This window comes from Kitasatospora sp. NBC_01250 (genome assembly GCF_036226465.1).
Taxonomy (GTDB): domain Bacteria; phylum Actinomycetota; class Actinomycetes; order Streptomycetales; family Streptomycetaceae; genus Kitasatospora.
Genome location: NZ_CP108476.1, coordinates 1,636,040 through 1,649,170 on the forward strand (window position 1 = coordinate 1,636,040; position 13,131 = coordinate 1,649,170).

Annotated in this window: 10 protein-coding genes; all 10 read right to left on the reverse strand. The window is 71.9% G+C overall.

The annotated features are described in order from the left end of the window. Positions 1-211: 211 nt before the first annotated feature. Positions 212-3,097: a helix-turn-helix transcriptional regulator gene (locus OG500_RS07310; RefSeq protein ID WP_329577885.1), complete on the reverse strand. Its 2,886-nt coding sequence runs from the start codon at positions 3,095-3,097 to the stop codon at positions 212-214. Between the two features lie 152 nt (positions 3,098-3,249). After that, positions 3,250-4,440, reverse strand: coding sequence for a methyltransferase domain-containing protein (locus OG500_RS07315; RefSeq protein ID WP_329577888.1), 1,191 nt, complete (start codon positions 4,438-4,440; stop codon positions 3,250-3,252). Continuing rightward, positions 4,437-4,577: a hypothetical protein gene (locus OG500_RS07320; RefSeq protein WP_329577890.1), complete on the reverse strand. Its 141-nt coding sequence runs from the start codon at positions 4,575-4,577 to the stop codon at positions 4,437-4,439. The genes OG500_RS07315 and OG500_RS07320 overlap by 4 nt, the downstream gene beginning before the upstream one ends. 112 nt (positions 4,578-4,689) lie before the next feature. After that, on the reverse strand, positions 4,690-5,184 hold the full coding sequence (locus OG500_RS07325) for an ATP-binding protein (protein WP_329577893.1): 495 nt from the start codon (positions 5,182-5,184) through the stop codon (positions 4,690-4,692). 403 nt (positions 5,185-5,587) lie between these two features. Continuing rightward, entirely contained in the window at positions 5,588-6,817 is a 1,230-nt protein-coding gene (locus OG500_RS07330) for a helix-turn-helix domain-containing protein (RefSeq protein WP_329577896.1), read from the reverse strand. Between the two features lie 95 nt (positions 6,818-6,912). Beyond that, a complete protein-coding gene (locus OG500_RS07335; RefSeq protein WP_329577899.1) occupies positions 6,913-7,446 on the reverse strand; it encodes an NUDIX domain-containing protein in 534 nt (177 codons plus the stop codon). Between the two features lie 230 nt (positions 7,447-7,676). After that, complete coding sequence (locus tag OG500_RS07340; RefSeq protein WP_329577903.1) at positions 7,677-9,362, reverse strand: ABC transporter ATP-binding protein; 1,686 nt, start codon at positions 9,360-9,362, stop codon at positions 7,677-7,679. Further along, complete coding sequence (locus tag OG500_RS07345; RefSeq protein WP_329577906.1) at positions 9,359-10,348, reverse strand: ABC transporter permease; 990 nt, start codon at positions 10,346-10,348, stop codon at positions 9,359-9,361. The genes OG500_RS07340 and OG500_RS07345 overlap by 4 nt, the downstream gene beginning before the upstream one ends. Continuing rightward, positions 10,345-11,295, reverse strand: a complete 951-nt coding sequence (locus OG500_RS07350) for an ABC transporter permease (protein WP_327065589.1) — start codon at positions 11,293-11,295, stop codon at positions 10,345-10,347. Before OG500_RS07350 ends, OG500_RS07345 begins: the two co-directional genes overlap by 4 nt. Then, positions 11,296-13,041 carry an ABC transporter substrate-binding protein gene (locus OG500_RS07355; RefSeq protein ID WP_329577908.1) on the reverse strand — a complete coding sequence of 582 codons (1,746 nt, stop codon included), beginning with the start codon at positions 13,039-13,041 and terminating at the stop codon, positions 11,296-11,298. Positions 13,042-13,131: the final 90 nt, after the last annotated feature.

The window sequence follows — 13,131 nt, forward strand, 5'->3', positions numbered from 1 at the left end:
GGGGCGGCAGAGGATGGCGGGCACGACGCGGTGTGAGAAGGGTGGGGGTCTGCGCATGCCGCGTCGAGCGCAAAACGTAGCCCGCGACCCCGGCCCGGTCAATGAATCGAAGTCAAAGTGCCACCCTTGCCCATGACTTGCGATTCCGAGGGGAGACCCTTGACGGGCCGCCGTCATGGCTGTCCGTCGCCACCGGCCGCGCCGGGCGCGTTCAGCCCACCAGTCGACGGGCCGTCAGTTCGGTGCGGTCGCGCACGCCGAATCTTCGGTAGAGCCGGGTCAGGCTGCCCTCCACCGACTTGACCGAGACGTGCAGGGTGGTGGCGATCTGCCGGTTGGTCGCGCCGCCGCGCACCAGCTCGACGATCCGGCCCTCCAGGTCGCTGAGCGCGGGCGCGGGACCGTCGACCCCGTCCAGCCGGGCCAGCCGCTCCTGGGTGTGGGCCAGCCAGGGCAGGCAGCGCGCGGCGGCGAAGACCTCGGCCGCCGCTCGCAGGTCCGCCCGGGCGGCGGCCCGGCGCCTGGCCCGCCGCTCCAGGTCACCGAGGGTGAGCAGCGCGCGGGCGCGCTCCAGCGGGTAGGGGTGCGCACGCGGCAGCCGGGCGCGCAGTTCGTCGGCGGCGCCGCGCGGATCGCCGTCCCGCGCCGTCAGCAGCGCGCGGGCCCGGGCCAGTCCGAGCCGCAGCACCTGCCGGTCCAGCCGGGCGACCTCCGAGGTGGCCTCCTCCAGCGCCCGCCAGGCCCGTTCCGGCGCGCCCGAGGCGCACAGCGCCTCCACCAGGTCGGCGTCCACCAGGAAGAGTGCCGGATCGGTGTAGCCGAGCCCGCGCAGCAGCGAGCGGCAGCGGCCCAGGTGCTCGGCGGCCTGCGGGAAGCGTCCGCCGAGCAGGTCGGCGCGGCCCAGCAGGCCCACCGCGTAGGCGGCCCACTCGATGTCACCGGCCGCCTCGGCGGCGCGGACGGCGGCCGTGGCCAGCTCGGTGGCACGCTCGACGGTGCCGCCGTTGAGCTCGGCCGCCGCGCTGAGCACCAGTCCGGGCGCGGGGGTCGGCCCCAGCTCCCGGCGCAGCCGGCCCCCGTAGCGGCCGGCCTGGTAGGCCTGGGCGCAGCGCCCGGCCCGCTCGTTCGCCGAGGCGACCAGGTGCAGCACGTCGGCCAGGTCCTTGAGCCGCCCGGCGCCCTCCACCTCCCGGCGCAGCTCGTCGACCTCCGCCAGTGCCTCGGTGACCGACCCGGCGCGCAGCAGCCACACCACCCGGCAGCAGCGGACCTGGATCGAGGCGGCGGTCAGCGCGGCGGCCGGACGCCCGGCGGCGAGCGCGGCGGCCTGCCGCAGCGAGGGCAGCACCCGGTCGGGGCGCAGCTGCATCTCGATCGGGGTGCGCAGCGCGATCACCTCGATCTGCTGCTCGGGGTCGCCACTGTGCTGCGCGTGGCGCTCGGCCTCGGCGAGTTCGGCCAGGCCCAGGTCACAGCGCCCGGTGCTGAGCGCGTGCTCCGCGCGGTGCAGCTGGACGGCGGCACGCAGCCGCGGGTCCTCGCCGGCGTCCGCCTGCGCCGCGTCGAGCAGCGCGGGCACCGACGACCGGTCGCCGCCGGCCAGTTGCACCAGGAGCAGCCGCGCGCCCACCCGGGCTGCCCGGTTGGCGGTGCGCAGGACGGCCGCGCAGGCCTGCTCGGCGGCCTCGCCCTGGCCCGCGTCGTGCGCGTGGCGGGCCGCGTCGAGCAGTCGGTCGGCGGCCAACTCCGGTTCGTCGGCCGTGCGTTCGGCGGCGAGGCGGGCCAGCTCGGCGGCCAGTGCGGGCGCCCCGCGATCGACCGCGATGCGGGCGGCGGCGGCCAGCTCGGCCGCCAGGCCCGGGTCCGGTTCGGGGCAGGCCAGCGCGCGGTGGCGGGCCCGCTCCAGCGGGTCCTCCAGCTCTGCCGCGAGGCGGGCGTGGCACTGCCGGCGCTCCTCCGGGGTGGCGTCGGCGTAGACCAGCTCACGCAGCAGCGGGTGGGCGAAGTGCGGCTCGCCGCCCGGCCCGTGGACCAGCAGGCCGGCGGCGAGCGCCGGGGCGAGCGCCTGCCGGTCGGCACCGGGGCGGGCTGCCTGTGCCGCATGATCTCCGTGAGCCCGATGATCTGCGTGAACGCCATGACCTGCGTGCGCCGCCTGATCTACGTGCGCCGCAGACAACCGGCTGACTGCGCCCAGCTGCAGCAACGCGTCGAGGGTCGCGCGCGGCAGCGTCGCCAGCCGGTCCGCGTGCGGGACGTGCAGTCTGCGCGGCACCGGCAGCGGGTCGTCGGCGCGGATCGCGGTCGGCAAGCGGCTTGCCGCCTGAGCGAGTTCGAGGGCGTAGCCGGGATTGCCGCCGCTGGCCAGCCTGATCCGCCCGGTGACCGGATCGCTCGGCGTCAGCCGGCCTCGGGTGCGGAGCAGTTCATCGATGACGGCGGGCGGCAGCGGGTTCAGCCCGAGTTCGGTCACGGGCTCCGGCAGCAGGTCGAGACAGCTGGGCTCGGCTCCCTCGGTGAGCCGCTCGGTGGCCAGCACCTGGACCCGGTGCCCGCCGATCCGGCGAGCGGCGAAGGCGAGCACCCGGGCGCTCTCCTGATCCAGGCAGTGCGCGTCGTCCAGGACCAGCAGCACCGGACGGCGCGCGGCCAGCGCCCGCAGCAGCTCCAGCACGGCGACCCGAAGGGCGAGTTGGTCCACCGCCCGGTCGGTGCGGGGATCCGGGCGGGGACCGGCGGGCCGGCCGGGCGAGCCCTCACCGGCCGGGGCGCGCAGCAGCGCGACGTCCAGCGCGGCACGCAGGTGCGGGGCTATCAGCCCGTCGCCCGGCCCCCCGACCCGCGCGTCCGGCTCCGCGAGCGGGCCCGCGAACAGGTCGTAGAGCGCGAGATGCGGCAACCCGGCCTCCAGCGCCGAGGAACCGCTGCGCAGCACCAGCGTTCCGCTCGCGGACGCCTCGGCGGCCATGGCGTCCAGCACCGCGGACTTCCCGATCCCGCCCGGCCCGGTCAGCAGCACCGCGCCACCACCCGCGAGACCGGCCCGGCAACGCAGCAGGGTCGTCTCGCGACCCAGGAGAGCCGTCACGTCGTTCATGACGAAGAGTGTGGCGCCGAGGCGCTGCAATGGTCTAGTCCTTAAGCAATGTCCAGTTTATGACGGCTCGTCACCCATGGGTGTCTTCGCGGCCGGCTGAAGGAGCACCGCCGCTCTGCGGCTGAGCGCACCTCCCGAGTATCCAGGGACCATCACGCCACCGACTCCCCGAAGCGCGGCAGCACAGTGCCCGGGGCGTCCAGCCAGAGGCGCTGAGCGTTGCCGGTCAGGGTGAGGCCGAACCTGCCGGGCCCGGGGCGGTCGTTGTCGAGCCACCAGCGGTAGCCGGCTTCGGTCTCGTCCCAGAGCCGGCGGGGCCCGTGCTGCCACACCGCGAACCGCGTTGCTTCCGGGTCCCCGTCCCAGTCGACCGCCGCCCATGAGGAGGCGTCGGTGGTGGCCAGCCACAGCCGCACCGCGACACCGTCCACGTCCGGATCGTGCTGCCGGGCGTGCCACACATCGCCGAGCCGGGAGCCCATGGCGAACTGGACATCGGCGTCCGATCCGGACACGACCCAGGGGTCCAGGTCGGTCGTCGACTCGTCCGGCAGGTGGTCGTCACGCACCACGTCGCGGAAGATCCGCAGATCCGTGCGGTGCGAGCGCATCAGCATGAACGACCCGTAGGGCATGAAACGGCCCTCGGCGCGGCCGTCGCCGACCACCAGGCGCAGCGTGCCCCAGCCGATCCACGGGTTCTCCCACGGCGTGAGGATGACCGCGCCGGGGCGCGCCTGAGCGAGCCAGGCCGTCGGTACCCGGTTGACCGCGCACGTGCTGATGATCCGATCGAAGGGCTGACGAGGAGGCCACCCTCCACCGCCGTCGGCGCAGACCACCTCGGGACGCAGGCCGGCGGCACCGAGCGCGGTACGGGCGGTGGCAGCCACCTGGGCATCCACCTCGACCGAGGTCACGTTGGCATCGCCGAGACGGTACGCGAGAAGACCGGCGTTCCACCCCGTTCCCGTTCCGATCTCCAGCACCCGCATGCCCTCGCGGACATCGAGGTCTTCGAGCATCCGCACCACCACCGACGGCATGGACGCGGACGAGGACGGCCACACCGCACCCTCCCCCGGGGCCGCCCCGTCGTTCACCTGGGTGACCACAGGAGCGTTCGCACAGGAGGCCCGGAGCCAGCCGGCCGGGTCGTCCGCGCGGATGAGCGGCTCGTTGTCGTCGCCGACCCAGATCCGATCGGGGATGAAGAGGTGACGGGGGACCGCGGTGAGCGCCTTGGCCCACTCGTCCGGGATCTCGTGCCCGAGGTCGGCCGTCACCGAGCGGAGCAGGCCGCGCGAGGCGGCCTGCTCGTCAAGCTGGGGATCGTGCGTCACTTCTCCGCGCCGCCCTTGTGCTTCGGGTCCGGCGTCGGCCGCTGCCCGTCCTTGGACGGCTTGTCCTTGCTGAAGTCCTTGTCTCCGCCGTGCTTGCCGCCGCCGGAGCTTCCACCCTTACCGGTTCCCCATCCCATATCTGCTCTCTCCTTGACTCGCTGGTCGATGCACTCGGTCAGGCCGCCGTGCGATTGCCGTCCGGCGGCATCGGACCGGGTATCGGCGGGCGGTGCGGCGGGGGAGGTGTACTCACGCGTGAGCTCCCTTCGAGGTGAATGGTGTTCTGGCTTGCGCGGCGTCCACCAGGACGGCAATGCGCTGGTCGCCGGTCACCGGCTGGTCGGCGGCGCACTCGAACCACACGACCTTGCCTGCACCCGCCGGGGCCCAGCCCCACGAGTGCGCCAGACCGGCGACCAGCAGCAGCCCCCGACCACCGGTGACCATGTCCTGTGTGGCCGACGGATCGGGCAGGTGCAGGCTGCTGTCCGCCACCTCGACCCGCAGCCGCAGGCCCGTCCAGCGGACGGTCACCAGGCACCGGGCCTTGGTGTGCTCCACCGCGTTCGCCAGCAACTCGCCCGCGCACAGCTCCACATCCCGCAACGCGTCCTCCGACAGCGGGACCTTCCAGAAGCGCGCGATGTCGACGATCAACCGCCGGGCCGCCGGAACAGCCGCCGCGTCGGGCTCGACACCCCACTCGTACGGCACCGGGAACGCCGCCGTGTCCAACGGACTCATCAGCGCGCCCCCGTCTCGGGTTGCGGGCCGGCTTCAAGGGCGGTCGCGGCGGGTGGGTCTTCCCCACCGGAGGAGATGTTGAGCAACTCACTCCGGCAGCACTTCTGACTCGATGTACGCCGTGGCCCCTGCCCCTCGGCCGGCTGGAGGGTGGAACCGTCGCGCCGGGCCGTCCACTCCTCTCCACCGCCCGGGGGGCGAAGGTGGTAGGAGTAGACGCCCTCGCCGGGCACGTCGACCACAACGCCTGTGCGCTCGGTGGCCGAGTCCCTTGCCAGATCTCCCAACCGGGGCGTCCAGGTCGATGCGGGACCGTTCGCGCCTGCGGGGTTGATGCGTCGTCCGCTCATGCAACAGACAGTAGGCGGCCGATTACAGCTGAATATGAATCCGAGGAATACCGCTATCCGTCCAGGTGGAAGCGGTCCGACATACGGCGCAGCTTCTCCCGGGTACTGCTTCGCTCGGCGTACACGATCTTGCGCAGGGTGGCCCGTGCTATCGGGTGGTTCCGAACGAGCTGGGGGGCGATGCGCTCGGCTTCTTCTAGCTCGACAAGTGCTCTCTCCCGGTTGCCGTCCCACAGCCACGCGCGGGCGAGATCCATCCGATAGTGACCACGCCGGGAGTTGGGGAGCGTGGCGACCTGCGCGGGGTCTGCACGCTCGTGCAGAATCAGAGCCTTGGCGTGGTCCCCCATCTCCAACTGGACGGAGATGGCGTGGATTTGAACATTCCCGGGGGAGAAGGTCAGCGAGTGCCGATCGAACACGGAAGCATCCGTGGTCTCCAGCCTGGCTGCCGCTGACCGCGCGCGGGAGATCCGGTCTTCTGTCTCCTCGGGGTTGCCGGCGCGAGCGGCCGACACCGCCGCACGGAGTTGCAGAGTGCCCCAGGCCCGGACCGCGAGGGGTTTACCAGCCTCATACTCGGAGTCAATCGACCTGAGCGCTTTGTCCGAGAGTGCCAGCGCGTCCTCCCAGTCCGCGGTGGCCCACATGTCCCAGACCCGCATCCAGTCGGCCACGGCCGGCAGCACCGCGTCCCCGGACCGGCCGGCCGCCCAGGCCGCGCGTTCGCAAGCCATGGCGATCAACTCGGGGTGGCCGAGGGTATGCGCTGCCGTGTGGGCGAACTTGCAGCACACCGCGTAGATCCCGAATGCCTCTTCCCGTTCGTGGCCCGTTGCGGCCTCAGCCAGGGCACGGGCCTCGCGCAGGAGATCAGGCAAGACACGCAGAATCGCGACGTTCGCCGCCGAATCGCGGAGTCGGTGAAGTCGAGCCGTCTCCTGCCACAGACTCGCCGAAGAGCGTGGTGTTCCGTCGAAAACCGGCACCAAGTCGTAGCGGCGCAGTTCCCGAAGAATCGATGCCGCAGCCACCTGCCACTGATTCTCGGACGCCTTCCCCGCGACAAAGGGCCGTTCGATCAGGTCGTTCGGGTGGCAGTGCAGAGCCGCCGCAACCTCGTTGATGACGGCGGCGCGATCAAGCTCGATCAACCCTCGCTCGACCTTCGAAACCCACCCCTGCGTCCTACCCACAGCAGCCGCGAAGTCAGCTTGCGGCATGCCCAGCCGGAGTCGTTGACGGCGGATGCGCTTCCCGATCGATTCGCGCTCTTCAAGCACTGTGGCCCTCCCTGCTGGTCCGCAATGATGCCGCCTGCGCCTGACGACTCAGCCTCTTGAGAGACAGTACCCGGAACATGTGCCACCGGACTGATTCAGATGCCCGCCTCATCGAGCAACAGGTAAAGCACGCCGACCAGCGACCCGCTGCTGACGATCTCGCGGCGGTCGATCATGCCGCGCAGGTCGGACAGGGGAATCCACTCGATCCTGTCCGACTCGTTGCGCTCGGTCGGTGGCCCCACGTACTCGACGGCCTCGGCCCGGAAGACGAAGTGCTCAGAGTCGATGATCCCGTTCGCCGGCTGAGCGTAGATGAGCGGCTTGACCTCTCCGGTCCGCCAGCCCGTCTCCTCCAGCGCCTCACGAGCCGCAGCCTCAGCCGGAGTCTCGTCCTCCTCGATCAGGCCCATGGGCAGTTCCCACGCCCACGAGTCGGTGATGAAGCGGTGCCGCCACATCATGAGAACCTGCTTCTCGCTGTTGACCACAGCGGTCACAGCCAAGTGCCGCAGCTTCAGCACGTGATGTTCCCAACGGCGCCCGTCAGGCTGCTCGACATCAACCAGCCAAACGTTCACCCAGGGGTTCTCATAGATCGGACGTTCCCCGTGGATCTTCCACTGCATCGCTGCGGCCTCTCTCTATGGACCTTCAGCATGTCAGACCGTCAGGGTTCACTGGACTGTTCCAGCGAATTTGCGTCACGTTGACGAATAGCGGGTCCCGACAGCCTGGCGCCTGCCGCTGGACTTGGATCCGGGAAATCTCGGAGAACGTGGGTTTCGAGCCAACGGGCAGAGGTCGCCGTACGCCGCTCTCGACGCCGCCGCTTCACCCATGTCGATCTACGCGCCCCTCACGCCGACCGCAGCACCCCCGCTGCCCGCACCCGGCGGCGCTCGTGCTCGGCATCCGGATCGAGCAGCGGCACCGCGGCCAGCAGGGAGCGGGTGTACGGGTGCCGTGGCTGCTCATAGACCGTGTCCGCGGGGCCGAGTTCGACCACCTTGCCTGCGCGCATCACCGCGATCCGGTCGCTGACCTGGCGGACCACCGCGAGGTCGTGGGCGATGAAGACCAGCGTCAGCCCAAGTTCCGCGCGCAGCTCGGCCAGCAGCCGGACTATCTGCGCCTGGGTGGAGACGTCCAGCGAGGAGACCGGCTCGTCGCACACCAGCAGCCGCGGCGCTGGCGCCAATGCCCGTGCTATGCCTACGCGTTGGCGCTGGCCACCGGAGAGCTCGTGCGGGTAGCGCACTGACCACTGTGGGTCCAGGCCGACCCGTTCCAGCAACTGTCCGACCTCGTCACGGATTTCGGCGCGGCTGCTCGCGGGACGGCGCAGCAGCAGCGGGTCGGCGATCGCGTCGCCGATCGTGCGCCGCGCGTTGAGCGAGGAGAGCGGATCCTGGAAGACCATCTGCAGGTCACGGCGGATCGGCCGCAACGCGCGCTCGGAGGCGTGGCCGATCTCGCGACCGGTCCACTCGATCCGTCCGGCGGTGGGTTCCAGCAGCCTGACCAGCAGCCGCCCGAGGGTGGTCTTGCCGCTGCCGCTCTCCCCCACCACGCCCAGCGCCTCGCCCTGGTGCAGGTCGAGGTCGACGCCGTCCAGCGCCGCCAGGCGGCTGCGCCGCCCGAGCGTTCCGCGCGCCGTTCCCGGGTACTCCTTTCGCAACTCCCGGACGCTCATCAGCACGTCACCACGGGAGTCGAGCAGGGCCGGCGCCTCCGGGCGCCGCTGGTCCAGGCGCGGCACGGCGGCGAGCAGCTCGCGGGTGTACGGCTCCCGCGGTTCGCCCAGCACCTGGGCCACCGGCCCCTGCTCCACCGCCCGCCCGTCGCGCAGCACCAGCACCCGTTCGGTGGTACCGGCCACCACCGCGAGGTCGTGGGTGACCAGCAGCAGCGCCATCGCGTGCTCGACCCGCAGTTCGTGCAGCAGGTCGAGGATCTGGGCCTGGACGGTGACGTCCAATGCGGTGGTCGGCTCGTCGGCGATCAGCAGCTTGGGTGAGCAGGAGAGCGCCATGGCGATCAGCGCCCGCTGGCGCATGCCGCCGGAGAACTCGTGCGGATGGGCGCGGGAGCGGCGGGCGGCGTCCGCGATGCCGACCCGGTCGAGCACCTCGACCGCGCGCCGCTCCGCCGCCGCCCGGCTCGCCCCGGTGTGCACCCGGTACACCTCGGCGATCTGGGCGCCGATCGGCCAGTACGGGTCGAGTGCGGAGAGCGGGTCCTGGAAGACCATCGCGGCCACGGCGCCGCGCAGTCGGCGCAGTTGAGGCTCGGTGGCACCCAGCACCTGCACCCCGTCCAGCCGCACGCTGCCGGCCACCGTGGCGGCGGTGCCGGAGTGCAGACCGAGCAGCGCCGCGGCCACCGTGCTCTTGCCCGACCCCGACTCGCCGACCAGCCCGAGCGACTCGCCCGCGCCCAGCGTGAAGGAGAGGCCATCGACGGCGGTCACCGGGCCGCCGAAGGCGACCGTCAAGTCGTCTACCGCCAGCAGGGGTTGGAGATTCTCGGCGACCTGGTTCACTGCAACCGTACCCTGGGGTCGGCCACCGCGTAGAGGACGTCGGCGGCGGCGTTGGCGAGGATGATGAAGAAGCCGGCCACCAGCGTGACGCCGACCACCACCGGCAGGTCGACCTGGTTGACGGCGTCCACCAGGAGGCGCGAGACACCGTCGAACCCGAAGACGGACTCGGTGAGCTGGGCGCCGCCGATCAGCCCGCCCAGGTCCATGGCGAGCATGGTGATCACCGGGGTGAGCGCGCCGCGCAGCGCGTGGCCGATCACGATCCGGCGCTCGGTGAGGCCGTAGGCGCGGGCGGTGCGGATGTGGTCCTCGGCGAGCGTCTCCAGCAGCAGCCCGCGGCTCATCCGGGCGTAGGCGGCGGCCATGGTCAGGGCCAGCGCGAACCAGGGCAGCACCAGGTTGCCCGCCCACGCCAACGGGTCCTGGGTGATCGGCACATAGGCCGGAAAGGGCAGCCATTGCAGCTCGGCGCAGAAGAGCAGCATCAGCAGCAGGCCGACCAGGAAGACCGGCATCGACACGCCCGCCAGCGTCACCCCGGTCAGCACCCGTTCGCTGAGCCGGCCGCGTCGCAGCGCGGCCAGCAGACCGGTGCCGATGCCGAGCAGCAGCCAGATGACCGATGCCCCGGCGGCCAGCGAGACGTCCACCGGCAGCCGCTGGGTGATCAGGGTGAACACCGGCTGGTCGCTCTGGAAGGACCAGCCGAAGCACGGCGCGGCGCAGGTGGTGGTGTCGGCACCGGCGTCGAACCGCCGTCCCGCCACCAGGCCGTGCAGGAACTGCCAGTACTGCTGCCAGAGCGGCAGGTCGGTGCCGAGCTTGTGCCGCACCGCCGCCAGCCGGGCCCCGTCGCAGCCCTTGCCGCAGACCAGCCGGGCCGGATCGTGCGGGGCCGCGTAGAAGACCAGGTAGACGACGAGGGACAGGATCAGCATCAGGACCAGGGAACTGACGATCCGTCGGATCAGGAAGCGGATCACGGGTTCGTCCTCTCCGGGACGGCGCGCGGGCGGTGTCCCGGGCGCCGCACCCGGGACACCGCCCGCGGGTCGAGCGCGACCCGCACGCCCTCGCCGAGCAGCGTGAAGCCGAGCACGGTGGCGAAGAGCAGCAGCGAGGGCAGCAGCACGAAGGTCGGATCGGCCTGGAACCAGGTGCTGGCACTGGCGAGCATCTGGCCCCAGGAGGCGGTGGGCGGTCGCACCCCCACCCCGAGGAAGGAGAGCCCGGCCTCGGCGGTGACGTTGGCCGGCAGCAGCAGCGCCGCGTAGGTGATCACCGGGGCGCCGAGCGCGGGCAGGATCTCGCGGCGCGCGATCCGCCAGGGCCGGGCGCCGCCGAGCCTGGCCGCCGCCACGTGGTCGAGCCCGCGCAGGGTGAGCACCTGACCGCGCACCAGGCGGGCGGTACCGCCCCAGCCCAGCACCCCGAGCACCAGCATCAGCAGCACCGGACGGGGGAAGCCGCCGGGCACCACGGCCATCAGCGAGATCGCGAAGACCAGGCCGGGGAAGGCGATGACCAGGTCCATCGCGCGGCTCAGCACGGTGTCGGCCAGCCGGTTGCCGAGCCCGGCCGCCAGGCCCAGCAGCAGCCCCAGCAGGCTCTGCACCAGGGTGGCGCCGAGCGCCACCGCGAGCGAGATCTGGGCGCCGTAGACCAGCCGGGAGAGCAGGTCGCGCCCGGTGCCCGGCTCCACGCCCAGCCAGTGCCGGGCGCTGGCGCCGCCGAACGGGCCGATCGGGACCCCGCCGGTGGCGGAGTCGATCAGCTCGTTGTGGAAGGTCGTCGGGTTCTGCCCCTCCAGGGCGCTGATCAGCGGGGCGGCCACCGCGATCAGCACCAGCAGGGCGGCCACCGCCAGGCCGGCCAGCGCCGTCCGGTCGGCGCGCAGCCGGCGCCAGAGCGTGCCGGTGGTCGTCGCCACCTACTTCACCGAGATCCGGGACAGGTCGTAGACGCCGTTCCACTGGCTGACGTAGGCGTTCTTCACCGCCGTGCCGAACAGGCGCTGGTAGACCGGGTGGAAGAGCGGCACCAGCCAGGCCTGCTTGCCCAGTTCGGCGTCCAGCTGCCCCCAGGCCTTGGCGGACTGCGCCGGGTCGGTGAGCCGGTTGGCGGCGTCGATCTGGGCGTTCACCTGCGGGTCGTCGAGCTGGGCGGTGTTGAAGTTGCCGCCCTCGGAGAGGATCTGGCGCCCGTCGAAGATCGGTGCCAGGAACGGGCCGCCGGAGGGCCAGTCGGCGCCCCAGCCGGAGAGGAAGAAGCCGGGTTCCTGGGCGGGCGTCTGGATCTTGGTGTCGTAGTCGTCGTCCGCGGACGGATCGAGGCCCACCGTGATCCCCGCCTTGGCCAGCGCCTGCTGGACCGCGGTGGCAACACTCGGGCCGGTCTCCGGAGTTCCGGTGTCGTGGCTCAGCGTGATGCTCAGGCCGTTCGGGTAACCCGCCTGCGCCAGCACCTGCTTGGCCTTGGCCGGGTCGCCGTCGGCACCGGCCGGGAAGTAGTCGTAGGGCGTGTAACCGAAGGCGGGCTGGTCGGGCAGGAAGGTGGTGGCGGGCTTGGCCACCGCGGTGCCGCCGACCGCGTTGATCACCGCCTGCCGGTCGACGGCATACGAAATCGCCTGCCGCACCAGGGGGTTGTCGAAGGGCTTCACCTTCGGGTTGAAGGCCAGGTAGTAGGTCTCACCGAAGGTGCCGACCGCCACCCGCTTGCGCAGCGCCGAGTCGCTGTTCAGCCGGGCCAGCACGCCGGCGTCGATGTCGGTGTCGCCGCTGACCGCGCGGGCGTCGTCACCGCTGCTGGCCATCAGCCGCTGGTTGATCACCGACTGGTCCAGCCCCGAGGTGTAGACGATCTTGTCGGGGCAGGCGAGCCGCTGGTCGTCGATGCCGCGCGACCAGTACGGATTGCGGGCCAGCACCATCTGCTTGCCGTTGTCGTTGCTGACCACCTCGTAGGGCCCCGAGGAGATCGGGTGCTTCTGGTAGTCGGTGCCGGTGTCCTTGTCCTTGGGCACCGGCGCGAACTGGGTGGCGGTGGCCAGGTAGGGGAAGTCGCCCTCGGGCTTGGTGAGTTTGAAGATGATGGTGGAGTCGTCCGGGGTCTCGATCGAGGCGAGGTCGCCGCCGCCCTTGTACGGGCCCTGGTACTGCTCGCCGCCGATCAGCCAGTCCCGCAGGTAGGGCGGGCCGCCGGGCAGCTCGGGGGCGAAGGAACGCTCGATGCCGTACTTGATGTCCGCCGAGCGGATCGGCGTGCCGTCCTCGAACTTCAGCCCCGGCTTGAGGTGGTAGGTCCACACCGTGGCGTCCTGGCTGGGCTCGCCGGTGTCGGTGGCCAGGTCCGGGACGACCTTGGCGCCGTTCGGGCCGTCGGTGGTGTGGTCGCGGGTGGTGAGGGTGCGGAACACCAGGGTCGGCACCTTGCCGCCGCCCGAGGTGTAGAGCTCCGCCGGGTCGAACTTGCCCTGCCCGACGTGGGCCAGGACGGTCAGCGTGCCGCCCTGGCAGGTGGCGGGATCGAAGGCGGCGCTCGCCTTGCCCCCGGCCGCACCACCGCAGGAGGTGGTCAGGCCGGCGAGCAGGACGAGTCCGGCCGCCGCTGGAAGGAGACTGCGCTTGCCGGAGAAAGCGCTTCGGGGTCGATCCGCGGTACTGGGCAGGGACATGCCCGAAACTATGCGGGGGCGGCATTCGGACGGTCAAGGATCAGCAGGGAACTGCCATACGCCCGTTACGGGACGACACAGTTGGTGCCA